This is a genomic window from Sphingobium sp. LMC3-1-1.1, assembly GCF_040676285.1.
Taxonomy (GTDB): Bacteria; Pseudomonadota; Alphaproteobacteria; order Sphingomonadales; family Sphingomonadaceae; genus Sphingobium.
Genome location: NZ_JBEGHQ010000012.1, coordinates 365,050 through 389,463, shown reverse-complemented (window position 1 = coordinate 389,463; position 24,414 = coordinate 365,050). Strand labels below are relative to the sequence as shown.

Annotated in this window: 15 protein-coding genes; 13 read left to right on the top strand and 2 right to left on the bottom strand. The window is 64.2% G+C overall.

Annotated elements, in window-relative coordinates:
• Positions 1–35: 35 nt before the first annotated feature.
• A complete protein-coding gene (locus MRBLMC3_RS12010; protein ID WP_363829032.1) occupies positions 36–2,168 on the bottom strand; it encodes an alpha-glucuronidase family glycosyl hydrolase in 2,133 nt (710 codons plus the stop codon).
• A 154-nt stretch (positions 2,169–2,322) separates the two neighbouring features.
• Between MRBLMC3_RS12010 and MRBLMC3_RS12005 the strand changes: the two genes are divergently transcribed.
• From MRBLMC3_RS12005 to MRBLMC3_RS11955, 11 genes are all read left to right on the top strand, one after another.
• Positions 2,323–4,683 carry a glycoside hydrolase family 3 N-terminal domain-containing protein gene (locus tag MRBLMC3_RS12005; protein WP_363829029.1) on the top strand — a complete coding sequence of 787 codons (2,361 nt, stop codon included), beginning with the start codon at positions 2,323–2,325 and terminating at the stop codon, positions 4,681–4,683.
• A complete protein-coding gene (locus tag MRBLMC3_RS12000) occupies positions 4,680–7,052 on the top strand; it encodes a glycoside hydrolase family 3 N-terminal domain-containing protein (protein WP_363829027.1) in 2,373 nt (790 codons plus the stop codon). The genes MRBLMC3_RS12005 and MRBLMC3_RS12000 overlap by 4 nt, the downstream gene beginning before the upstream one ends.
• 14 nt (positions 7,053–7,066) lie before the next feature.
• Positions 7,067–8,278, top strand: coding sequence for a D-mannonate dehydratase ManD (manD, locus tag MRBLMC3_RS11995; RefSeq protein WP_363736349.1), 1,212 nt, complete (start codon positions 7,067–7,069; stop codon positions 8,276–8,278).
• A gap of 8 nt (positions 8,279–8,286) precedes the next feature.
• On the top strand, positions 8,287–9,561 hold the full coding sequence (locus MRBLMC3_RS11990) for an MFS transporter (protein WP_363829448.1): 1,275 nt from the start codon (positions 8,287–8,289) through the stop codon (positions 9,559–9,561).
• On the top strand, positions 9,558–10,970 hold the full coding sequence (gene uxaC, locus MRBLMC3_RS11985) for a glucuronate isomerase (RefSeq protein WP_363829024.1): 1,413 nt from the start codon (positions 9,558–9,560) through the stop codon (positions 10,968–10,970). The genes MRBLMC3_RS11990 and uxaC overlap by 4 nt, the downstream gene beginning before the upstream one ends.
• On the top strand, positions 10,967–12,439 hold the full coding sequence (locus MRBLMC3_RS11980; RefSeq protein WP_363829021.1) for a mannitol dehydrogenase family protein: 1,473 nt from the start codon (positions 10,967–10,969) through the stop codon (positions 12,437–12,439). Before uxaC ends, MRBLMC3_RS11980 begins: the two co-directional genes overlap by 4 nt.
• On the top strand, positions 12,436–14,070 hold the full coding sequence (locus tag MRBLMC3_RS11975; protein WP_363829018.1) for a DUF5597 domain-containing protein: 1,635 nt from the start codon (positions 12,436–12,438) through the stop codon (positions 14,068–14,070). The genes MRBLMC3_RS11980 and MRBLMC3_RS11975 overlap by 4 nt, the downstream gene beginning before the upstream one ends.
• A gap of 113 nt (positions 14,071–14,183) precedes the next feature.
• Complete coding sequence (locus MRBLMC3_RS11970; RefSeq protein ID WP_363829015.1) at positions 14,184–17,114, top strand: TonB-dependent receptor; 2,931 nt, start codon at positions 14,184–14,186, stop codon at positions 17,112–17,114.
• A gap of 66 nt (positions 17,115–17,180) precedes the next feature.
• Entirely contained in the window at positions 17,181–18,416 is a 1,236-nt protein-coding gene (locus MRBLMC3_RS11965; protein WP_363829012.1) for an SGNH/GDSL hydrolase family protein, read from the top strand.
• A gap of 159 nt (positions 18,417–18,575) precedes the next feature.
• Positions 18,576–19,871 (top strand): DUF3422 domain-containing protein, encoded by a 1,296-nt coding sequence (locus MRBLMC3_RS11960; protein WP_363829009.1) that lies wholly within the window; start codon positions 18,576–18,578, stop codon positions 19,869–19,871.
• A gap of 82 nt (positions 19,872–19,953) precedes the next feature.
• Positions 19,954–20,856, top strand: coding sequence for a LysR family transcriptional regulator (locus tag MRBLMC3_RS11955; protein WP_363829007.1), 903 nt, complete (start codon positions 19,954–19,956; stop codon positions 20,854–20,856).
• On the opposite strand, the gene MRBLMC3_RS11950 is transcribed toward MRBLMC3_RS11955, so the two are convergent.
• Positions 20,822–22,063, bottom strand: coding sequence for a cation:dicarboxylate symporter family transporter (locus MRBLMC3_RS11950; protein WP_363829004.1), 1,242 nt, complete (start codon positions 22,061–22,063; stop codon positions 20,822–20,824). The genes MRBLMC3_RS11955 and MRBLMC3_RS11950 overlap by 35 nt on opposite strands.
• Before the next feature lie 168 nt (positions 22,064–22,231).
• Here MRBLMC3_RS11950 and MRBLMC3_RS11945 point away from each other — a divergent pair, with 168 nt between their 5' ends.
• Together MRBLMC3_RS11945 and MRBLMC3_RS11940 are read left to right on the top strand one after the other, a co-directional pair.
• Positions 22,232–23,077 carry a substrate-binding domain-containing protein gene (locus MRBLMC3_RS11945; RefSeq protein WP_363829001.1) on the top strand — a complete coding sequence of 282 codons (846 nt, stop codon included), beginning with the start codon at positions 22,232–22,234 and terminating at the stop codon, positions 23,075–23,077.
• Positions 23,074–24,396 (top strand): MFS transporter, encoded by a 1,323-nt coding sequence (locus MRBLMC3_RS11940; RefSeq protein ID WP_363736331.1) that lies wholly within the window; start codon positions 23,074–23,076, stop codon positions 24,394–24,396. Before MRBLMC3_RS11945 ends, MRBLMC3_RS11940 begins: the two co-directional genes overlap by 4 nt.
• Positions 24,397–24,414: the final 18 nt, after the last annotated feature.

The window sequence follows — 24,414 nt, the reverse complement described above, 5'->3', positions numbered from 1 at the left end:
CTCACCGCTTAGCCTTTGTGGCCATTGAATGCCAGTCATGGATTGCCCGGCGCGTAGGGAAAGTTGAGCGACTTGTACCAATTCAGATCATGGTCCGGCGCCGCCGCGTCAGCGGGCAGTGGACGTTTGGATATGGACTGGAAATAGGCGATGCTGGCGTCGCGCCACCATTTCGCCTCACGATGCTGGATGCCCAGGAATGTCCGGGTCTGGGCGAAGCGTTCCGCGTCGATGAAGGGGCGCAGGCTGTCCCATGTCCTGCGCATGGCCGCGACATAGGCCACGCCTGCATCATAATGATGGATGAGACCGTTCCACAGTGTCTCGCCCGATTTCAGCTTCGCGTCCCAACCGACATGATGGAACCAGAGGAGGTCGCGTTCCGGCGTCGTTTTCGGGTTTGCCAGCATCTTCGCGACCGGCGGCGCATATTGGGCGACGGCATTGCTGCCGGTCTTCGTCCGGTCAAAGCCGATCCCGCCGGCGTCCGCCTTGTGATAATAGACCGGGTTCCATTCGGGCCGCGCCAGGTCCGAAATCCAAGGCGCAGGGCCGTAATGATGGCCAGTGCCCATGACATGGGCGAGGCCAAGCGGCGTCATGTAATCGACCGCCGCCTCACGCGATCCCATCATCATTGCAACGACAGGATCGAGCAGCCTGGCGTCGGTCGAGAAGGTCTGCGCCGCCCATTCGCGGGCGATCGCCTCCGCCGGGAGATCGGGATTCCAGGCGAGGCGACCGAAGGCATACCAGTCCGCCTGGTTGAAGATCGATCCGCTCCAGTCGCGGTCGGCGCCGATATTGGCGACACCGGCAATGCCGGTCAGCTTGTGGCCCTCCAGCGATCCGTCAATCACCCTTGCCACCGTCGATCCCTTGCCACGGGCGAAGGTGTCGCTCTTCAGCGTCTCCTGGAACAGGGGGCCAAGATAGGTGAGATGGGTCGATTGGCCGAGATATTCCTTGGTGATCTGGAATTCCATCATCAGCGGCGTTCGTGGCATCGCCCCGAACAGCGGATGGAATGGCTCGCGCGGCTGGAAGTCGATCGCGCCATTCTTCACCTGCACCAGCACATTGTCGGCGAACCGGCCGTCCAGCGGCTTGAAGTCGTCATAGGCCTGTTTCGCTCGGTCGTCCGGATTGTCATGCGCGTAGACGAAAGCGCGCCACATCACGATCCCGCCATGCGGCTTCACGGCGGCGGCCAGCATGTTCGCGCCGTCGGCATGGGTGCGCCCGTAATCCTGGGGTCCGGGCTGTCCTTCGCTGTTTGCCTTCACCAGGAAGCCGCCAAAATCGGGGATGGCCCTGTAGATTTCGTCGGCCTTCGCCTTCCACCAGGCGGCAACGGCGGGATCAAGCGGGTCGGCGGTCTTCAGGCCGGAAAGCTCCATCGGGGCTGTCCATTTCACCGACAGATAGACCTTGATGCCATAGGGCCTGAACACGTCCGCCAATGCCGCCGCCTTGGCGATATAGGGTGCCGTCAGGCTGTCCGACCTGGCGTTCACATTGTTGAGCACCGTGCCGTTGATGCCGATCGAGGCGTTGGCGCGGGCGTAGTCGGTGTATCGCGGCCCCTTCCAGTCGGGCAGGCGCCACCAGTCCCAGATGGATTGTCCGGCATAGCCGCGCTCCACCGTGCCATCCAGATTGTCCCAATGGTTGAGCAGCCGCAGCTTCATGCGCGGGGCGCTGCGGATGTCCAGCCGATCGAGCGAAGCGCCGGTTTCCGCCAGCCGCAAATAGGCATAGGCGCCATAGAGCAGGCCCGCATCGCCATTGGCCGCGATCAGCGTTACTGGCTGGCCGTCCACGGCGATGCTGCGGATTGCATAACCCTCCTCGCCCAGCCCATCGAGCTTGATCGGCAGATCAGGTGCTGACGCTGGCGTGGCGAGCCAGATCGCGCCGGCCCTCGGTCCATCGACGAGCAGCGGCGCCGTACCAATTGCAGCGGAAAGGCCGCGCAGCAGTTCATCCCGCGCGGCGATCGCCGTCGCGCTGCGGCCGGGCGCGACAAGGGCCGTGGCGTGACGCGCCAGTTCGCCGTCGTCTGCCACCTTTGCGTGACGCAACCATAGATCATAGCCGTCCTCCGCCAGTGCCGGCGTGGTCATCAGGGCGGTTGCCACCGTCCAACAAAACAGGCGCGCGATCATGGCTCCCCTTCCTCTCCTGCGTCACGGCCGCATCGAAGGCCATTGACAGGTTCCTATTGCATGAGCAATGTTACCGTTATCAGTTTTAATCCGGCCAGTTCCAATCCGGCAAGCGAAAAGCGCGGCCTTGGCGAAAAAGGGGGGAGAGGTGTTCGTGATCCGGTCCTGTACGCTGTCATGCGCGGTTTCGGCGGCAGCCCTGGCCTTTGCCGCGCCCGTTGCGTCCGTCGCGGCGGCGCCCACATCCGCGACCTCCAGGCCGCTCTACAAGGATGCGAGCGCTCCCATCGAATCGCGGGTCGATGATCTGCTGGCGCGCATGACGCTGGACGAGAAAATCGCGCAGATCACGGCGGTATGGACCGACAAGGTCAAGATATTCGACGACCGGCTGCAACTTGATCCGCCGAAGCTGGCGCAGGTCTATCCTCATGGTATCGGGCAGTTCACCCGCCCTTCGGACGCCAAGGGCGCCTTCTCCCCTCGAGAGGTGCCCGGCCGCGATCCACGCCAGACCGTGGCGTTGGTCAACGCGCTGCAACGCTGGGCGACGACGCAGACGCGGCTGGGCATTCCGATCCTTTTCCATGAGGAAGGTCTGCACGGCTATGCGGCTGTTGGCGCTACCAGCTTTCCGCAGTCCATCGCGATGGCCTCGTCCTGGGACCCGGACATGCTGCGCGAGGTGAATGCGGTCATCGCCCGCGAAATCCGTTCGCGCGGTGTCAGCCTCGTCCTTTCGCCGGTGGTCGACATCGCCCGCGATCCGCGTTGGGGGCGGATCGAGGAAACCTATGGCGAAGACCCCTATCTGGTCGGAGAGATGGGCGTGGCCGCCGTGGAGGGTCTGCAGGGCAAGGGCCATGCGCGCCTGCTGCTGCCGGGCAAGGTGTTCGCGACGCTCAAGCATCTGACGGGCCATGGCCAGCCCGAAAGCGGCACCAATGTCGGTCCGGCGCCGGTTTCCGAACGCGAACTGCGCGAGAATTTCTTTCCGCCCTTCGAACAGGTGGTGAAACGCACCGGGATCGAGGCGGTGATGGCCAGCTATAATGAGATAGACGGCGTGCCCTCGCATGCCAATCACTGGCTGCTGCATGATGTGCTGCGCGGCGAATGGGGCTTCAGGGGCGCGGTGGTCAGCGACTATTCGGCGATTGACCAGTTGATGAGCATCCACCATATCGCCGGCAATCTGGAGCAGGCGGCGGAGCGTGCTTTGGAGGCGGGCGTGGACGCGGACCTGCCCGATGGCCTGTCCTATGCGACGCTCGGCAAGCTGGTCCGCGAGGCACAGGTCGATCAGGCGGTACGGCATATGCTGGAACTGAAGTTCCGCGCCGGCCTGTTCGAAAATCCTTATGCGGACGCTGCTGCCTCGGAAAAGATCACGAACAACCCCGAAGCCCGCGCCCTGGCGCTGAAGGCGGCGCAGCGGTCGATCACCCTGCTCAAGAATGACGGCATGTTGCCGCTGAAGCCCGAAGGCGCCATCGCCGTGATCGGGCCGAGCGCCGCGGTGGCGCGTCTGGGCGGCTATTATGGCCAGCCGCCGCACAAGGTTTCGATCCTCGACGGCATAAAGGCCAAGGCCGGCGCCAAGGCGAAGATCGTCTTCGCGCAGGGCGTCAAGATCACCGAAAATGACGACTGGTGGGAGGATAAGGTCACGAAATCCGACCCCGCCGAAAATCGCCGGCTGATTGCCGAGGCCGTTGAGGTAGCGCGCAATGTAGACCGCATCGTGCTGACGCTGGGCGATACGGAGCAATCGAGCCGCGAAGGCTGGGCAGACAATCATCTGGGCGACCGGTCCAGCCTCGATCTCGTGGGCGAACAGCAGGAACTGTTCGATGCGCTCAAGGCGCTGGGCAAGCCGATCACCGTGGTCCTGATCAACGGCCGCCCTGCCTCCACCGTCAGGGTGTCGGAACAGGCGAACGCGATTCTCGAAGGCTGGTATCTGGGCGAGCAGGGCGGCAATGCCGTGGCGGATGTGTTGTTCGGCGACGTCAATCCGGGCGGCAAGCTGCCGGTGACCATCCCGCGCTCGGTCGGGCAATTGCCGATATTCTACAATGTGAAGCCGAGCGCGCGGCGCGGCTATCTGTTCGACACCACCGACCCACTTTATCCCTTCGGCTTCGGCCTCAGCTATACGAGCTTCGACCTGTCCGCGCCGCGCCTGTCGCCCGCGAAGATCGGCGTGGGCGGAACGACCAGCGTGTCGGTCGACGTGCGCAACAGTGGCCAGCGCGAAGGCGATGAGGTCGTGCAGCTCTACATCCGCGACAAGGTCAGTTCCGTCACCCGGCCGATCAAGGAGCTGAAGGGCTTTCGGCGCGTGACGCTGAAGCCCGGAGAGGTCCGCACCGTCACCTTCACGGTCGGGCCGGAAGCGCTGCAGATGTGGAATGATCATATGGACCGCGTGGTTGAGCCGGGCGATTTCGAGATCATGACCGGCAACAGTTCGGTCGCACTGAAATCGGCAACGCTGACGGTGGCGCCATGAGGGACTTTGCGCGTCGCCAGGCGTTGGGCCTGTTCGCCTCGACATCGCTGATGGCGGCGGCACCCGCTGCCGCTAGGGGGAAGGCGGGACCGCTCTACAAGGATGCCTCCGCCCCCATCGACCTGCGCGTCAGGGACCTGCTGGCGCGCATGACGCTGGATGAGAAAGTCGGCCAGATCATTGCGCTTTGGGCGACCAAGGCCGACATCATGGACGATCTGACCTTCTCGCCCGCCAAGGCGAGCAGGGCCTATCCTGACGGTTTCGGCCAGATCACCCGCCCGTCGGACCGGCGTGGCGCGCCCAACGGATCGACCCAGGCAGGCGGCGTCGGTGCGCGCTGGCGCACGCCTGCGGATACGGTCGCCTTCATCACCGCTGTCCAGAAATGGGCGATGGAGGAAACGCGGCTGGGCATCCCAGTGCTGTTCCATGAGGAATCGCTGCATGGGCTTATGGCGACGGATGCGACCATGTTCCCCATGGCGATCGGGCTCGCGGGCAGTTTCGACCGCCAGTTGATGGAGGATGTCCAGTCCGTCATCGCCCGGGAGGTCCGGGCGCGCGGTGTCCATCTGGCGCTTTCCCCGGTGGTGGACATCGCCCGCGATCCGCGCTGGGGCCGCATCGAGGAAAGCTTTGGTGAAGATCCCTATCTCTGTGGCGAGATGGGCGTGGCCGCGGTGCGCGGCCTTCAGGGCGAAGACAGGCAGATCGGCCCCGACAAGGTCATGGCGACGCTCAAGCACATGACCGGCCATGGCCAGCCCCAGGGAGGCGAGAATATCGCGCCCGCGCCGATTTCCGAGCGGGAGCTGCGCGAGAATTTCTTTCCACCTTTCCGCGCCGTGGTGAAGCGCACGGGCATCGCCGCCGTCATGCCGTCCTATAACGAGATAGACGGCGTGCCCTCGCATCAGAACCGCTGGCTGCTGAACGACATATTGCGCGGCGAATGGCATTTCGACGGCGCGGTGGTCAGCGATTATGGAGCCGTCCACGAACTGGACAGCATTCATCATGTCCAGCCCGATCCGGAGGCGGCGGCACGCGCCGCGCTGCGGGCGGGCGTCGATTGCGAGCTGCCCGATGGCCAGACCTACCGGACGCTCGTCGAACAGGTCCGTGCGGGCAAAGTGCCGCTTGAGGCGGTCGATCTGGCCTGCACCCGGATGCTGACGCTCAAGTTCCGTGCGGGCCTGTTCGAAAATCCCTGGCCGCGCAAGGATCATGAGCAGTTGACCGGCAATGCTCAGGCGCGCGCCCTGGCGTTGAAGGCTGCGCATCGTTCGATCGTCCTGCTCAGCAATGACGGCACGTTGCCCCTTACTCCTGGCGCGCATGGCAGGGTGGCGGTGATCGGTCCCAATGCCGCTGTCGCGCGACTGGGCGGTTACAGCAGCATTCCGCGCCAGACCGTCTCCCTGCTGGAAGGCGTGCGGGCAAAGCTCAAGGGCAAGGCGGAGGTCGTCCACGCCCAGGGCGTCTTCATCACCCGGAATGAGGATCGCTCGGCGGACGAGGTGCTGCTGGCCGATCCGGGGCGGAACCGCGAACTGATCGCGCAGGCGGTCGAGCTTGCGAAAACGGCGGACATCATCCTTCTGGCTATCGGCGACACGGAACAGACCAGTCGGGAAGGCTTTGCGAAGAACCATCTGGGCGATCGTACGAGCCTGGACCTGCTGGGCGAGCAGAACGATCTTTTCGCGGCCTTGAAGGCGACGGGCAAGCCGGTGGTGGTATGCGCCATCAACGGCCGCCCGCCCAGCTATGCCGCGGTGGCGGAGGGCGCCAATGCGCTGCTGGAATGCTGGTATCCGGGGCAGGAGGGCGGCACGGCCATGGCCGACATATTGTTCGGGGACGTCAATCCCGGCGCGAAGCTGCCCGTGACGGTGGCGCGCGACGCTGGGCAGATCCCGATCTTCTACAACCGCAAGCCGTCGGCCCGGCGCGGCTATGTGTTCGAGGATATCTCGCCGCTTTTCCCCTTCGGCTTCGGCCTCAGCTACACCCGTTTCGAATTCGCCCCGCCCCGCCTGTCGTCGCCGCGCATCGGCACGGGTGGCGAGGTGACGGTGGAGGTCGATGTCCGCAATGCGGGGCAGAGGGCAGGGGATGAGGTCGTCCAGCTTTATGTCCGGGACCAGACCGCCAGCGTCACCCGGCCGATCAAGGAACTGAAGGGCTTCGAACGCATCACGCTGGCTCCCGGCGAAAGCCGCACCGTGCGCATCACGCTGACGCCGGCCGCATTCGCGCTCTGGAATCTCGACATGGAGGAGGTGGTCGAACCCGGCCTGTTCGACATCATGACCGGGCCGGACAGCGAGAATCTCCAGAAAATCACGCTCGAAATTATCTGAACAGGACCATTTCAATGCCCAAGATCATCGATGCCAAGGTCATCGTCACCTGCCCCGGCCGCAATTTCGTTACCCTCAAGATCATCACCGACGAAGGCGTATATGGCGTGGGCGACGCGACGCTCAACGGCCGCGAACTGGCGGTGGCAAGCTATCTGGCCGACCATGTCCTTCCCTGCCTGATCGGGCGGGACGCGCACCGGATCGAGGATATCTGGCAATATCTCTACAAGGGCGCCTATTGGCGGCGCGGCCCCGTCACCATGACCGCCATCGCGGCGGTCGACATGGCGCTGTGGGACATCAAGGGCAAGATTGCGGGTCTTCCGGTCTATCAGCTTCTGGGCGGGGCCAGCCGGGAAGGCGTGATGGTCTATGGCCATGCCAATGGCGCGACCATAGAGGATACCATCAACGCCGCGCTGGAATATCAGGCGCAGGGATACAAGGCGATCCGCCTGCAATGTGGCGTGCCGGGCATGGCATCGACCTATGGCGTGTCGAAGGACAAATATTTCTACGAACCCGCCGACGCCGACCTGCCGACCGAAAATGTCTGGAACACGTCCAGATATCTTCGCGTCGTGCCTGAACTCTTCAACGCAGCCCGCGAAGCGCTGGGCTGGGACGTGCACCTGCTGCACGACATCCACCATCGCCTGACACCCATAGAGGCGGGGCGTCTGGGCAGAGATCTGGAGCAATATCGTCCCTTCTGGCTGGAGGATGCGACGCCGGCGGAAAATCAGGAGGCTTTCCGGCTGATCCGCCAGCATACGACGGCGCCGCTCGCCGTGGGCGAAATCTTCAATTCGATCTGGGATGCCAAGGATCTGATCCAGAACCAGCTTATCGACTATATCCGCGCCACGGTGGTGCATGCGGGCGGCATCACGCATCTGCGCCGGATCGCCGCGCTGGCCGATCTCTATCAGGTCCGCACCGGTTGCCACGGCGCGACCGACCTGTCGCCGGTCTGCATGGCCGCCGCACTGCACTTCGACCTCAGCGTGCCCAATTTCGGCATTCAGGAATATATGCGGCACACGCCGGAAACCGATGCTGTCTTCCCCCATGCCTACACGTTCGAAAGCGGCATGATGCATCCGGGCGAGGCGCCGGGCCTGGGCGTCGACATCGACGAGGATATGGCCGCGAAGTACGAATATAAGCGCGCCTTCCTGCCGGTGAACCGGCTGGAAGACGGCACCATGTATAATTGGTGAATCTCATGATGCAGGCGCTCCCGAAACCTTCAGGAAAAGTCCGCTGGGTGGTCTGCAGCCTGCTCTTCGCGGCTGTGGTGCTCAGCTATGTCGACCGGCTGGTCCTGCCGACATTGAAGCCCGATCTTCAGGCCCGCTATGGCTGGAGCGAGAGCGGCTATGCCGACCTCGCCATCTGGTTCCAGGCGGGCTACGGCATCTCCTATGTCTTCTTCGGGCGGCTGATCGACCGGATCGGGGCGCGGGCAGGCTATGCGCTGGCGGTTGGGCTTTGGACCGTCGGCCATGTCATGCACATCTTCTTCACCTCGACGGCGAGCATGCTGCTTGCGCGCATCCCGCTCGCCATCGGGGAGGCGGGAACCTTCCCGGCCGCCATCGCCGCGACCAACGAATGGTTCCCCAGGAAGGAGCGCGCCTTCGCCATCGGCATCTTCAATGCCGGGTCCAATGTCGGCGCGATCCTGACGCCGCTGATCGTGCCGGTCATCGCCGTCACCATGGGCTGGCGCTGGGCCTTCATCCTGACCGGCCTGCTGACCGTGGTCTGGCTGGCAGCATGGCTCGGCTTCTATCGCCGCCCGCGGGAGAAGAAGGCTCTCTCGCCGGAAGAACTCGCCTGGATCGAGGCAGACCCCCAGGAGCCGCAGCGCCCGGTCAAGTGGCGCACCCTGTTCCGCCACCGCCAGACCTGGGCCTATATCGCCGCCCGCTTCCTGATCGATCCGGTGTGGTGGACCTTCCTCTTCTGGCTGCCGGACTTCTTCAACAAGCAATATGGCGTCAGGATGCTGGACTTCGGCCCGCCGCTGATCGCCGTCTATCTGCTGGCGGATGTCGGATCGGTCACGGGCGGCTGGTTGTCCTCTCGCCTGATCGGCCGGGGCATGAGCATCAACCGCGCCCGCAAGACGGCGATGTTCTGCGCCGCGCTCTGCGCCCTTCCCATCGCCTTCGCCGCGCAGGCGCCGGGCCTGTGGGTGGCGGTCGGCCTGATCGGCCTCGCCTGCGCCGGGCATCAGGGCTTTTCCGCCAATGTCTATGCCCTGCCCGGCGACCTCTTTCCGCGCTGGATGGCGGGATCGGTTGTCGGCCTCGGCGGCCTGTCGGGCGCCATCGGCGGCATGCTGATGGCGAAGTTCGCCGGCATGATCCTGGAAAGCGTCGGCAGCTTCCAGCCGATCTTCATCGTCGCGGCCTGCGCCTATCTGGTCGCGCTGCTGGTCGTCCACCTCATCGTGCCGCGCTACGCGCCCGTCACCCTATCGGAATCCCGTTCATGAAGCCGCTGAAGCTCCACCCCGACCGCCTTTTCCCTGCCGATCCGCGTACCCGCGACATTGCCCGCGCACTGCACGCCACGGTCAGGGATCTGCCCATCGTCAGCCCGCATGGCCATACCGATCCGCGCTGGTTCGCCTATGACGATCCCTTCGCCAACCCGTCCGAACTGCTGATCGTCCCGGATCATTATGTGTTCCGCATGCTGATGAGCCAGGGCGTCAAGCTGGAGGAGCTGGGCGTGCCGACCCGGGACGGCAGCCCCACCGAAACCGATCCCCGAACCATCTGGCACAGGTTCGCCGCCCATTATCACCTGTTCCGCGGCACCCCGTCCCGCATGTGGCTCGACTGGGTCTTCGCCGAAGTTTTCGGCATCGACGTCCGGCTGTCCCCGGACACAGCAGATCATTATTACGACATCATCGACGCGGCGCTGAAGACGCCCGACTTCCGTCCCCGCGCCCTCTTCGAGCGCTTCGATATAGAGGTCATCGCCACTACGGAAGGACCGCTGGACCCGCTCGATCACCATCGCGCGATCCGGGCGTCGGGCTGGGGCGGCAGGGTCGTCACCGCCTATCGGCCGGACCCGGTGATGGACCCGTCCGTGCGCGGCTTTGCCGACAATGTCCGTGCGTTCTGCGCCATGGCAGGGGAGGATGCGGGGAGCTTCGCGGGCTATCTGCGCGCCCATGAAAAACGCCGCGCCGACTTTCGCGAGGCCGGCGCCACCTCAACCGACCATGGCCATCCCACGGCCTTCACCGCGCATCTGGGCAGGGCGGAGATCGAGGCGCTTTATGCCAGCGTCATGTCCGGTCCCGCCAGCGCCAGCGATGCCGAACTGTTCCGCGGCCACATGCTGGTGGAAATGGCGCGCATGTCGATCGAGGACGGCATGGTGATGCAGTTGCATCCCGGCGTGCACCGCAGCCATAATGCAGCCGTCCTGACACGTTTCGGCAGGGACAAGGGCGGTGACATCCCGGCGGCTGGCGAGTTTGTCCAGGCGCTCAAGCCCCTGCTTGACCTCTATGGCAATGATCCCCGGCTGATGCTGATCCTCTTCACGCTGGACGAGGATGTCTACTCCCGCGAACTCGCGCCGCTGGCGGGCCATTACCCTGCCTTGAGGCTCGGTCCGCCCTGGTGGTTCCATGACAGTCCGGAAGGGATGCGCCGCTTCCGCGAGTGCGCGACAGAGACGGCGGGCTTCTACAACACGGTCGGTTTCAACGACGACACCCGTGCCTTCCTGTCGATCCCGGCGCGGCACGACATGGCGCGCCGGATGGACTGTGCCTGGCTGGCGCGGCTGGTGGCCGAACACCGGCTGGAGGAAGATGAGGCGTTCGAACTGGTGCGTGCCTTGTCCTACGATCTGGTGAAGCAGGCCTACAGGCTGTGAGGCGGCTGTCCTCCGCGACGCTCGATGCGTTGCCCGATGATGTGATTCGGCCTGCCTATGATCGCGCTGCGGTCAGGCCCGGCGTCGTTCATCTGGGCATCGGCGCCTTTCACCGCGCGCATCAGGCGGCGGTGTTCGACGACGTGCTGAATGCCGGCGACCTGCGCTGGGGCATCGTCGCCGCGTCCTTGCGTTCGCCGCGGGTGCGCGACCAGATGGCGCCGCAGGACGGCCTCTACACCATGCTCGTGCGGGACGGCTCGTCCGAGCACGCCCAGATCATCGGCGCAGTCCAGCGGGTCATCGTCGCGCCGGAGGAGCCTCTGGCGCTGCTGGATGCCCTCGCATCGCCTCACACGCATATCGTGACGCTGACCATTACGGAGAAGGGCTACAAGCTGGACCCCGCTACCGGCGAGTTGATCGAGCATGATCCGCAACTGGCGGCGGATCTGGCCTCGCTCACCCGGCCGCAGACGGCGCCGGGCTATCTGGTGGCGGCTCTGGCGAAGCGGAAGGCGTTGGGCCTGCCGCCCTTCACGGCGATCTCCTGCGACAACCTGCCGCATAACGGCCGAAGGCTGCGCAACGCCGTACTGGCGCTCGCGCACCGTCACGATGCCCCGCTGGCGGAGTGGATTGCGGAAGAAGGGGCCTTTCCAGAAACGATGGTCGACCGGATCGTGCCCGCCACCACGGCGGAGGATGTGGCCGCCCTCGCGGCACGTCTTGATGTGGCCGACCACGCTATGATCAAGACCGAACCCTTCACCCAATGGGTGATCGAGGATCGATTTTGCGGCCCGCGTCCGGAATTCGGAGCGGGGGTGCAACTCACGGCGGCCGTCGCCCCCTGGGAAGAGGCGAAGCTGCGCCTGCTGAATGGCGCGCATAGCGGCATTGCCTATCTGGGCGGCCTGGCCGGTATCGAGCATGTGCATGAGGTGCTGGCGCTGCCCGCGGCGCGTGCCTTCGTCGAGGCCCTGTGGGACGAGGCGCAGACGACGCTGTCGCCGCCGCCCGAACTGAACATCGCCCTCTATCGCCGCGAGCTGATGGCCCGTTTCGACAATCCGACGCTGCGCCATCGCACGCGGCAGATCGCCATGGACGGATCGCAGAAGCTGCCCCAGCGCCTGCTCGCCCCGATCGCTGCGAGGCTGGCAACCGGGAAGGGGATAAAGGCGCTTTCGCTTGCCGTGGCGGCCTGGCTGCGTTGGCAGGCGGGACAGGATGATCTCGGCAACGCGCATGACGTCGACGATCCGCTTGCAGGCATGATCGCCGCCCGCCTGAAGGGTGCGGGCACAACGGAGGAGCGGGTCGCCGCGATCCTGCGCGTCGACGCTGTCGTTCCGCCCGCATTGGCGGAGAATGGGGCCTTCCGCATGGCGCTGACGCGCTGGCTCGCCATGCTCGAAACGCAGGGCGCGCTGGCCACGCTGGCGACCTTTCAGGGAGAGATATGATGCAATGGGCGAAGATCGGCGCCGCCGTCGCCGCGCTTGCGATCGCCGCGGCGCAGGCCGAACCGCCCCGGCTGGTCCGGCAGGGCAGCGCCACGCAGATCAGCATGCAGGGCAAGCCGATGCTGCTGATCGCAGGCGAGCTGGGCAACAGCAGCGCGTCTAGCGCAGCCTATATGGCGCCGCACTGGAAGCGGCTGAAGGCCATGCACCTCAACACCGTGCTGGCGCCAGTCTCCTGGGAACTGATCGAGCCGGAGGAGGGCAGATTCGACTTTTCCTCGGTGGATGCGCTGATCCGCGATGCGCGGGCCAATGATCTGAAGCTGGTCATCCTCTGGTTCGGCGCCTGGAAGAACAGCATGTCGACCTATGTGCCCGCCTGGGTGAAGCGCGACCAGGGCCGCTTTCCGCGCGCGCGGCTGCCCAATGGGCAGGGCGTCGAAATCCTCTCCGCCATGGAGCCTGCGACGCTGGAGGCCGATCAGAGAGCCTTCGCCGCGCTGATGGCGCATATCAAGGCGGTGGATGACAGGCAGAACACGGTCCTCATGACCCAGGTGGAAAATGAGATCGGCATGCTGCCCGTTGCCCGCGACTATGGCGCATTGGCCGATGCGGCGTTCAAGGCGCCGGTGCCCGCCGAACTCACCACTTATTTGCAGCATCATCGGGACGTTCTGGTCCCGCAGATGAAGCGCCTGTGGGAGGAACAGGGGAGCAGGACCAGCGGCACCTGGTCTGAAGTGTTTGGCCCAGGCCATGCGGCGGAGGAAATCTTCACCGCCTGGCACTATGCCCGCTTTGCCGATGCGCTGGCCCGTGCGGGCAAGGCCGTTTATCCGATGCCCCTCTATGTCAATGTGGCGCTCAACCGCCCTGGCCGCCTGCCCGGCGAATATCCGAGCGGCGGACCGCTGCCGCATCTGATCGACATCTGGAAGGCGGGGGCACCCGCGATAGATTTCCTGGCCCCGGACATTTATTTCCCGAACTTCGTCGACATCGTGAACATCTACAAGCGGCCCGACAATCCGCTGTTCGTCCCCGAAGCCAATAATGCCGACCATCCCCAGGTGCCGGGCAACGCCTTTTACGCCATAGGCAAGCTGGACGCGATCGGCTTTGGCCCCTTCTCCATCGAGTCGATCGACGAGAAGCCGGGCGCATTGGGCGAAGCCTACGACCTGCTGGAACAGCTCAGCCCCCATATCCTGGCCGCGCAGGGCATGGGTCGCATGTCGGCTTTTCGCCCGAAATCGCTCTATGACGAAACGCTGGTCCATGAGCCGGTTACGGAGACGATCGGCAATTACCGTTTCACCGTGGCCTTTGCCGATATCCAGAAGCCTGTCGCCACCCCTGATACCGGTAACGCAGCCGGCATCATCATCCAGACAGGGCCGGAAGACTATCTGATCGCCGGGCAGGGCATCACCGTCACCTTCGCTCCGGTGGGAGCAGGCCCGAGTCTCGCCGGGATCGACAGCGCCTGGGAAGGGCATTTTGATGCCCACGGCACCTGGATCGCAGGACGGTTGCTGAACGGCGACCAGACCCATCAGGGGCGTCATATCCAGCTTCCCACCGGCGATTTCCAGATCCAGAAGGTCCGCTTGTACCGTTACCAATAATCATGGCTCCGGTCTTGACAAAATAAACTCAGGGTTTATCAACGCCGAACTGATAGCGCTACCAGACAGGTTCACCGGATAGGCGGGAGCCGCGCTCAGGAGGGGATTTTCAAATGGTTGATTCTCATATTCGCTCTTTTCGCCTGGCGCTCTGCGCGGCCTCGGCCTTTGGCGCGCTGACGCTGGCTCAGGCCGCGATCGCCCAGGACAGCGCGGCCCAGCCCGCTCCTCAGCCCGTCGCCCAGCAGGATGAAGCAGCCGACATCGTCGTGACCGGCATCCGCGGCAGCCTGCAAAGCGCCACCAATGCCAAGAAGAACGCAGTCGCCTTCGGCGACTCCATCTTTGCGGAAGATATCGGCAAGCTGCCCGCGACCAACCTGGCCGAAACGCTGAACCGCATGCCCGGCGTGCGCCTGACCCGCGACATCAGCGGCGAAGGGACGCAGGTCGCGATCCGCGGCCTCGGGGCCAGCTTCACCCGTGTTCTCCTAAACGGCTCCCAGCTTCAGGTCGCCTCTGACGGCGGCACGAATGGCGGCAGCGCCAACCGGGAGGTCGATCTTGACTTCTTCCCCTCCGAACTCTTCACCCGCCTGGATCTTGCCAAGACGCCGTCGCCCTCGACGCTGGAAGGCGGCATCGCGGGCACCGTCAACCTGCGCAACGCCCGTCCCTTCGACAAGCCGGGCACCCATGTCACCGTGGTGGCGCAGGGCCAATATACCGACAGCAATGAGAAGCTGAGCCCGCGCGGCGCGATCGTCGCCAGCCACACGACGGATAGTTTCGGCATCCTGGTGGGCGTGGCCGGCGTCAAGACGAAGACGCGCGTCGACGGCTTTGACACGGTCGGCTGGACTGACGGCAATCTGGGAATGGTCAATGGCGTGGCCGATCCCGGCGGCAACAATTTCTTCTGGGCCTCGACGGTTCCCGCCAATGCAGGCCATGGCCTCATTCCCGGTCAGCCGGTCGATGTCGTCGCGACTTCGGGCCTGACCCGCAGCCAACTCAGCACGGCATTGCTTCCCCGACTGGGCCGCAACACCCTGACCGATGGCGACCGTTCGCGCATTTCCGCCCTGGCCTCGCTCGAATGGCGGCCCAGCGACACGCTGCACTTTGCCCTCGACGGCATCTGGGCCAAGTCGAAGCGCGACTATTCGCGTATCAACATGAACTGGCAGGTCCGCAATTCCGGTCCCGGCACCGGCGCGCAGGCGACCGGCGGCATGATTCCCATCGACCTCACCGTCGACGACAACGGGGTCGTGACTTCGGGTACCTTCGCCAACTCTTCCTTCTTTCTGGAGGCGAGCCAGTTCAAGCAGACGACGAAGTTCTGGAACATCAATCCCAGCCTGAGTTGGCAGCCGACCGAAACGCTGAAAGTCGACCTCAGCGCCAATTATTCCAAGAGCCGTTTCTTCCGCGAACAGCCGACCTTTGCGTTCCAGACGCCGCCCAATTCGGGCGTGGACGTCTATTATGACAACAGCAACGGCTATTATCCGTCGATCACGACCAATATCGACTTGAACGATCCCAATCTGGGTTGGCAATGGTATCGCCAGAATGTTGCGCTGGTCCGCCGCAAGACGGAGACCAAGGGCGCGCATCTGGATGTCACCCTGGGCGACGCGATGTTCAACGTGAAGGTCGGTGCCGCCTATGACCGGGCGACCCGCTCCATCCGCGCCTATGATAACAGCCAGGCCTATCAGCTCTCGGTCTGCGGAACGGGCTGCACCGGTGCCACCGGATCGATCCCGACCGGCGCCATTCCGCAATATCTGATGCCGATGACGGTCAGCAATTTCGGGCATCTGGCGGGTCGCAACATCGGCTACAACGCCTTCATCATGCCCGATTTCGGCGCGATCAAGGACGCCACCGACTATTACAGCTATCGCGACAGCGCGCCGGAAACGCGCGGCGCGGTGACGGGCGGCGCGACGGGCGACATGGATGAGAAGGTGTGGGGCGCCTATTTCGAACTGAACGGCGTCACTACCATTGCGGACCGCGACCTGCACATCAATGCCGGCATGCGCTACGCCGCCACCAACCAACTGGTGGTCGGACCCAGCCAGGTGGGCGCGGCGATCGTCGACATAACCTCGCGGTCGAAATATGACAATTTCCTTCCCTCCATCAACCTGACCTACGACATTGCCGACAATGTGAAGCTGCGCGCCTCCGCCTCGCGGACCATGACGCGGCCGGATGCGAGCCAGATCCTGCCGGGCGTGACCTTCACCGATCCTACGGCACTGGTAGCCAATGCAGGCAACCCGGATCTCAAGCCCTATACTTCCGACAATTATGACATGGGTGGTGAGTTCTATACGGGCGGCATTGGCTATGTCGGCCTTTCGCTGTTCATGAAGAACGTTCAGGGTTTCACTGTCATCGATCCGCGGGATGTCACCTTCGCCTCGCTCAATATCCCTTATGACAGCCTCCTCGCGACCCAGCAGCAGGCATTGACCAACCGTGCGGCATCGACCGGCGTGCCGATCAATGACCTGACCGTTTCCGTGGACCGGCCGATCAACCTCAGCGACCTCAAGATCAAGGGCATTGAGGCGACCTGGGTGCAGCCGCTCGACTTCCTGGTGAAGGGGCTCGGCTTCTCGGCCAATGGAACCTATCTCAAGCAGTCTTCGAAGCTGATGCCGGGGCAGGCGACGAAGCTGGTCGCAACGGGCGTTTCCAAATGGTCCTATAATCTCCAGGGATTCTATGAAAATAACGGCCTCTCGATCAGCCTGAACTATGTCTGGAACGACAAGTCGATCGCAGTCAACGCGCCGCAGAACGGCATTACTGGCGCGGCCCTGCGCAATGATGCCCGTGGCCAGCTCGATCTGTCGGCAGGCTATCAACTGCCGTTCCTCAACAAGGCGATGCGCCTGACGCTCGACGTACTCAACATCACGAACGAGCCCATCCGCACAACATTCGAATATGATAATGCGCCCTATTCGATCTATTATCCGGGACGAACCATATTGGCGGGCATCCGCGCGAACTTCTGATCCTCCCCCAAGGACCCTGGGCCGGTTGCAAGACCGGCCCATTTTTCTATCGTCAAGGACAAGTCCATGCGGTTGACCTTTGCTCCCGTCCTGCTTCCCCTCGCGGCGTTCGTCGCGATGCCGGCCTGGGGCGCGCCGTGCCGGGGGCAATGGACCGTGGCCTGGGCATCCGCCCAGATGGCGCCGAACGGGGACAATGCGCTGGCGCCGGGGACATTGACGGACAGCAGCCTGCGGCAGATCGTCCGCCCATCCATTGCGGGGAACCGGCTGCGGGTGCGCCTTTCCAACCAGACGGGCACCGCGCCTCTGCACTTGAAGGGCGCCAGCATCGCGCGGGCGCTGCGCGCCGGATCAGCGGCGATCGACGCGAAGACTGTCATCCCGCTCCGCTTCGACGGGCGCAGCGAAGTGACGATCCCGGCCGGTGCCGATTATCTATCCGATCCGATAGGCTTGCCGGTCCGCGCCTTTGACGATCTGGCGATCACCATCGCCTTTGCCGAGGAACCGTCGGGCCAGACCTCTCATCCCGGATCGCGGGCGACATCCTGGCTGCTCAGGGGCGACCATCTGGGCGATGCCGCCATGGCGGGCGCGCAGGCCGTCGACCATTGGTTTTCGCTCGCCGCGCTGGAGGTGGAGCGCTGCACGGCGGCGCAGTTGATCGTCGCGCTCGGCGATTCCATCACCGACGGCCGGGGCTCGACCACGAACGGCAATGATCGCTGGACCGACCGTCTCGCCCAGCGGTTGCAGGCCGATCCGGCGACGCGCCATCTGGTGATCGTCAATCAGGGCATCGGCGGCAACCGCCTGCTGAACGACGGTCTTGGGCCCAATGCGCTTGCCCGGCTGGACCGAGATGTGCTGGCGCAGCCGGGCGTGCGTTATCTGATCCTGCTTGAAGGCATTAACGACATCGGCACGCTCACCCGCGAAACGCCGGTCAGCGACGTGGAGCATGCCCGCCTGGTATCGCGCATCATCGGCGCCTACCGGCAGATCGTGCTGCGCGCCCGGGCGAAGGGCATCAAGGTGATCGGCGGCACCATCCTGCCATTCGCGGGCAATGATTATTATCATCCCGACGCCCGGAACGAAGCCGACCGGCAGGCCGTGAACCGCTGGATCCGCGAGCCGGGGAATTTTGACGGTGTGGTCGACTTCGATCGGGCGATGCGCGATCCGGCCCGTCCTGACCGCCTGCTCCCGCGCTATGATGTGGGCGACGCGCTGCATCCCTCACCGGAGGGCTATCGCGCCATGGCCGAGGCGATACCGCTCGATCTCTTCAACTAGCCGCCGGCGCGTTCATCCCCTCTGTTTCGAGGTGCGCATGCAGCCTGCACTCGCCCCTCATCCTTTCGGGCAGGGCGGATTGCCAACCGCGATCCTGCCATTATGAATCGACAGCGACGATATTGTCGGACTTGATGAAGCAGGGCGCCAAGGAATGCCATGGACGACATGACCAGCATCCCGGCCGATCCCTTTGCAGCGCTCGGCCAGCGCAATCATCCGCTGCGCGCATCCCTTTCGCGGGAAATGCATGTTCGCGGCCTGTCCCGCTTCGATGCGCCTGCCCTCGCGCTTCAGTTCGTGCTGCTGGTGGACGAAGCGCAGGCCGAAAAGGGCATTGCCCTGCTGTCCGAACGTTTTCCTGCCCTCAAGCCCGGCGATCGCTTCCTCGCCGGCCGGGTCGGTGACCTCCATTTCTCCTGGGAGCGTCATACCGAATTCATGACCTACAGTTTCCTCGCGCCGGTCGAAGGTGCGAGCTTGTTCGACCTCGCGCCATTTGCCAATGTGCCCGCCTGGATGGCCGACATGCCGGGCCGGGTGATCCGGTCGACACAGATCGCGATGGTCATGAATGAACCGCCGCCGGCCGCCATCGCCGCGCATTTTGCCACCGAAGACCTTATCATCTCCGACGTGGCGGACGGTCATGCCCGCATCTGGAGCGACTTTCGCCTGCATGGCGATGGTTTTGGCCGACTGCTCATCCATGATAGGGGACTGGTGGGCGACGAAAGTTCGCAACTGGTCCAGCGGCTTCAGGAATTGGGCAATTACCGCAAGATCGCCCTGCTGGGCCTGCCCGAGGCGCAGCAGGCGACGCCTCTGCTGAACGGGCTTGAACAGCGGCTGACGGCGATCACGAGCCGCGTGGCCCAAAAGGATGCCGACGCTGATCAGGTGCTGGAGCTGCTTTCCGCCCTGAGCGCCGAACTGGCCGAGATCGTGGCGCGCACCCGCTACCGCATGAGCGCGACACAGGCCTATGCGGAAATCTGCCGCGACCGCATCCGCCGCCTCGCGGTCGCGCCCGTGCGCGGTTACCGATCGCTCGACGATTTCACGGAGCGACGGTTGCTGCCGGCCATGCGGACCTGCGATGCGTTCAACCGGCGACTGGAGGATCTGGCGCAGCGCGCCGCCTGGACCAGCGCCCTGCTGCGCACCCGGGTCGACACCGCTCTCGCGCGGCGGAATCGCGATCTGCTGGCATCCATGGATCGCCGGACGGCGCTGCAATTACGGCTCCAGCATACGGTTGAAGGGCTGTCGGTGGTGGCGATCAGCTATTATGCACTGGGCCTTTGGCATCATCTGAAGGAAGCGCTGGAGCATCAGGGATTGCATCTGCCCGGCTGGATCGACGTCGCGCTTTTCCCGCTGACGATCATCGGCGTTTTCATAGGGGTCGGCCAGATCAGGAAGGTGAAGCGGCCGTCCGGTGACGGGCATTAGGGCGGGTTTCGAAACGCGAAAATGCGTGCCGGTTCGGCAAACTCCGCTAAAACGCTGATCGAGTTTGTTCGCCGGCGGGACGATGGAAATGATAAATTGCGAATTGCTTGATCTTCGCGCGCTGGTCGCGGTGGCGGAGGGGCGAAGCTTCCATCGCGCGGCACAGCAGCTCAACCTGTCGCAACCCGCGCTCAGCCGGCGGATACAGAAGCTGGAAAGCGCCGTGGGATCGGTGCTGATCGAACGCACGACGCGAACGGTGCGGCTGACCCCGTCGGGGCGTGAGGTGCTTCCGCTGATCCGACGCATGTTGGACGAATTCGACGGCTCGCTCATCGGGCTCATGGCCCAGGGGGAGCGGCAGGCGGGTCGCATCACCCTGGCCAGCGTGCCCAGCGCCACGGTGCGGTTCATGCCTGAGGTGCTGCAGAAATTCGGGGAGGATTATCGCAACACCCGCGTCCGAATCCTGGACCTGTCGGCCACCGAATGTGCTGAGGCAGTCAGAACGGGGGAGGCGGAATTCGGCCTGTCGCTGCCGGTTTCGACGGACGCCGACCTCTCCTTCTCGCCATTGCACGATGATCCCTACGGGCTTGTCTGCCACCGGGACGATCCGCTTGCCATGCTGCCGAATGTCGGCTGGGGCGATCTGGTGGGTAAGCGGCTGATCACGGTCCACAGGGCGAGCGGTAATCGCACCACCCTTGAAGCAGGGCTGGCGGCCCAGGGCATCCAGCTCAGCTGGTTTTACGAGGTGACCCGCCTTACGTCCGCGCTCGCCCTGGTGGACGCAGGCCTTGGCCCCTCCGTTCTTCCAAGGCTTGCCTGCGCAGGCCCTGAAGCGCGCGATCTGGTGTGGCGTCCTCTTGGCGAGCCGGTGATCGTCCGCACGATCGGACTGCTGAAGCGCCCTGCAGCCCCCATCTCACCTGCGGCCGAACGGCTCGTCACCCTTTTGTCGGAGGCATGGGCTTCGGCCTGACCTCTCCGATCGTTGCGCCGTCCCAGCGCGCCAGAAGCAATGTGGCGCTGATGTTGGCAAGGCCGCTGGTGGTCGCCCTGATGGCGGACAGCACGCGATCGACGGCGATCAGCATGGCGGCAGCCCCCACCGGAATGTCCGGCAGCAGCGACAATGTCAGCAACAGGGCCGAGAAGCCGCTGCCCGTGACCCCCGCGGCTGTCTTCGACGTCACCAGCATGACGAGCAGGTACAGGGCGAGCCTGTCGGGGGGCAGCGGAATGCCGAGAGCCTCTGCAAGAAACAGGGTGGCGACGGTCAGGTAGACGGCGGTGCCGGCAAGGTTGAGCGTATAGCCCAGCGGCACGGTCAGACCGACGACAGCAGGACTTGCGCCCAGTCGCTCGAGTTTGGTGATGAGGCGGGGGAGGACGACCTCGCTCGACGATGTGCCGACGACGATCAGCAACTCGTCGCGGAAATGACGGATCAGCTTCCATATCGGCATGCCGGTCGCGAGCCGAACGGCCATGAGGAGGCAAGAGGCCAGCATCAGGCACGCGATGGCGAGGGTCGCGATCAGCATGCCGAGCGAACCGATGAAACCGATGCCATAGGCGCCAACGGTATAGGCGATCGCGCCAAAGGCGCCGACGGGGGCGAGGCGTACCAGAAAGCCGAATATCGTGAACTGCAATTGCGTGAGCGCCCGCAGGCCCCGGACGATCGGCTCGCCCGAAGCGCCGATCCGGACCAGTCCGAATCCCACCAGTCCGGCAATGAAAAGGACCGGCAGCACGTCGCCGGCCGTGAAGGCGGAAAAGAAGGTGTCCGGTATCATGCGCAGCAGGAATTCGCCGGGACCGTTGATTGGTGGGCCCGCCAATTGCCGATGCATATCCTGGTTCATGGCGACGGCATGCAGGTTCAGGCCAGCTCCGGGCTGCATCAGGCCGGCGACGACGGTTCCGGAAAGAAGCGCCAGGATGGTGATCGCTAGAAAGACGATCAGCGCGCGGACGATGGTTGAACCGGTGCGCAGCGCGCCGCCATGCAAAACGATGCCGTCGACGATCGTGCAGAACAGGATGGGCGGAACCATCATGCGCATCGTCTTGATGAAGGCTATGCCTAATGGGCCGAGGGCCACGCCCGCATTGGGCCAGACATATCCCAGGATGGTCCCCGCAACCACCCCCAGGATCATCTGAACATATAGCTGTCGCAACAAGCCCCGCCTCCCATTTATGCGTAAAATGCATCACATGGACCATTCATTGCATTTGATAAAAATATTCGGACCCGCTTCTATCGTCAACTGAATGCAGGCGCCGGCAGGATCTTCTTCCTGCCAGCGGACAGAATGGATTTGAAGGAGAGGTGCAATGCAAATGGCATGGAGCGATCCGTCGTGACCGCGATGCTGTCGGCCCTGCGCCGCAATGTGTCGCGCGTATCCATGGCGACCTTTGCGGCATTGCTGCTTTCCGCCTGCCAGACCTCCGCCGACATGGCCGCCCGGCCCGCCGAAATCCACGTGCTGACATCGGGCGGTTTCAGCGCGGCCTTTGACAGGCTCGCCGCGCAATATCGCACCGAAACCGGCACCCGGATCGTGACGGAACATGGGCCATCCATGGGCGAAACCAGCAACGCGATTCCCGCGCGCCTTGCCCGCCATGAACCGGCCGACGTCGTCATACTCGCGCGTTCCGCACTGGATAAGCTGGTCGCCGCAGGTCAGGTCAGCCGCGGCACGGAGATCGATCTGGGGCTCTCCAAGATCGCCGTGGCGGTCAAGGACGGCGCGCCCATTCCCGACATCTCGACCGCGGATGCCGTCCGGACTGCCTTGCTCAACGCGAAGTCGGTCGCATGGTCCGACAGCGCCAGTGGCGTCTACATCCAGACGACCATGCTGGACAGGCTGGGCGTCGCTGATCAGGTTCGTCCCAAAGGGCGGATGATCCCCGCTACTCCGGTCGGCGAGATCGTGGCGAGGGGGGAGGCCGAGATCGGTTTCCAGCAACTCTCCGAACTCAAGCCGGTCAAGGGCATCCGCATCGTCGGGCTGCTGCCGGACTCGCTCCAGAAGGTGACACCCTTTTCCGGCGGCATCGTCGCCTATTCGCCCCAGCCCGAAACGGCGCGGGCCCTGCTCGACTATCTCTCCTCGCCCAAGGCCTACAGCATCATTCGTGAAAGCGGCCTTGAACCGGCATCGCAAAAGGTGACCCCATGACCGCCCAGACCCACACGGCCTCAGCCGATTTCACTGAAGCGGCAACCGACAGGAAGAAGTCGGCCTTCAAATCCATCTTCATCGTGGCCAGCGGCAACTTCCTGGAGATGTTCGACTTCATGGTGTTCGGCTATTACGCCACCTACATCTCGAAGGCGTTCTTTCCCACCGGCAGCGAGTTCGCCTCGCTGCTGCTGACATTGATGACTTTCGGCGCCGGATTCCTCATGCGGCCGGTCGGCGCGCTGGTTCTGGGCGCCTATGTCGACCATCATGGCCGCCGCAAGGGGCTGCTGCTCGTGCTGGGGCTGATGGCGCTCGGTACGCTCGCCATCGCGATCACCCCGACCTATGAGCAGATCGGCCTTGCGGCGCCGCTCATCATCCTGGTCGGCCGGCTGGTCCAGGGACTTTCCGCCGGCGTCGAGGTCGGCGGCGTGTCGGTCTACCTGAACGAGATCGCACCGCCGCATCGCAAGGGCTTCTTCACATCCTGGCAGTCGGCCAGCCAGCAGGCGGCGGTGGTGTTCGCCGCGCTGATCGGCCTCATCGTCTCGACGAGCCTGCCGCCTGAAACCATGCAGGCCTGGGGCTGGCGCGTGCCCTTCATCATCGGCTGCGTGATGATCCCCTTCCTCTTCATCATCCGCCGCCATGTCGAAGAGACCGAGGCGTTCCTGAACCGCAAGGAGCATCCGCAGATCGGCCAGATCGTGCGCATCATCGGCGCGAACTGGGGCATCGTGCTGCAAGGCGCGCTGATGGCGGTCATGACCACCGTGTTTTTCTACATGATCACCGCCTACACCCCGACCTTCGGCAGCAAGGTGCTGAACCTGGACGCGGGCGACAGCCTGCTCGTGACTGCCTGCGTCGGCCTCACCAACTTCATTCTGCTGCCCGTCATGGGTGCGCTGTCGGACAAGGTCGGCCGCCGCCCGTTGCTGATCACCGCGACGTTGCTGGGCGCGGCGCTTGCCTATCCGCTGATGAGCTGGCTGGTGGCTGATCCGACCTTCGGCAAGCTGCTGGCGGTGGAACTGCTGCTGGCCGCGATCTACGCCACCTATAACGGCGCCTTCATCGTCTATCTGACCGAAGTCATTCCGGGCCATGTCCGCACTGTCGGCTTCAGCCTGGCCTACAGCACGGCGACCGCGATCTTCGGTGGCTTCACCCCCGCGATCAGCACCGCCCTCATCGGCGCGACCGGGGACAAGGCGATCCCCGGCGCCTGGTGCGCCGCAGCGGCGCTTCTTTCCCTGCTCGCCCTGCTGATCGGCAGTCGCGCCAATCGCAAGGCCATCGAACAGGACTGAGACTTTCCTCGCTTCAAC

What these genes read in the sequence shown, in the direction of transcription:
- MRBLMC3_RS12010 (WP_363829032.1), bottom strand. Translation starts at nt 2,168, where the DNA reads ATGATCGCGCGCCTGTTTTGTTGGACGGTGGCAACCGCCCTGATGACC.
- MRBLMC3_RS12000 (WP_363829027.1), top strand. Translation starts at nt 4,680, where the DNA reads ATGAGGGACTTTGCGCGTCGCCAGGCGTTGGGCCTGTTCGCCTCGACA.
- manD (WP_363736349.1), top strand. Translation starts at nt 7,067, where the DNA reads ATGCCCAAGATCATCGATGCCAAGGTCATCGTCACCTGCCCCGGCCGC.
- MRBLMC3_RS11990 (WP_363829448.1), top strand. Translation starts at nt 8,287, where the DNA reads ATGCAGGCGCTCCCGAAACCTTCAGGAAAAGTCCGCTGGGTGGTCTGC.
- uxaC (WP_363829024.1), top strand. Translation starts at nt 9,558, where the DNA reads ATGAAGCCGCTGAAGCTCCACCCCGACCGCCTTTTCCCTGCCGATCCG.
- MRBLMC3_RS11975 (WP_363829018.1), top strand. Translation starts at nt 12,436, where the DNA reads ATGATGCAATGGGCGAAGATCGGCGCCGCCGTCGCCGCGCTTGCGATC.
- MRBLMC3_RS11970 (WP_363829015.1), top strand. Translation starts at nt 14,184, where the DNA reads ATGGTTGATTCTCATATTCGCTCTTTTCGCCTGGCGCTCTGCGCGGCC.
- MRBLMC3_RS11965 (WP_363829012.1), top strand. Translation starts at nt 17,181, where the DNA reads ATGCGGTTGACCTTTGCTCCCGTCCTGCTTCCCCTCGCGGCGTTCGTC.
- MRBLMC3_RS11960 (WP_363829009.1), top strand. Translation starts at nt 18,576, where the DNA reads ATGGACGACATGACCAGCATCCCGGCCGATCCCTTTGCAGCGCTCGGC.
- MRBLMC3_RS11955 (WP_363829007.1), top strand. Translation starts at nt 19,954, where the DNA reads ATGGAAATGATAAATTGCGAATTGCTTGATCTTCGCGCGCTGGTCGCG.
- MRBLMC3_RS11945 (WP_363829001.1), top strand. Translation starts at nt 22,232, where the DNA reads ATGGAGCGATCCGTCGTGACCGCGATGCTGTCGGCCCTGCGCCGCAAT.
- MRBLMC3_RS11940 (WP_363736331.1), top strand. Translation starts at nt 23,074, where the DNA reads ATGACCGCCCAGACCCACACGGCCTCAGCCGATTTCACTGAAGCGGCA.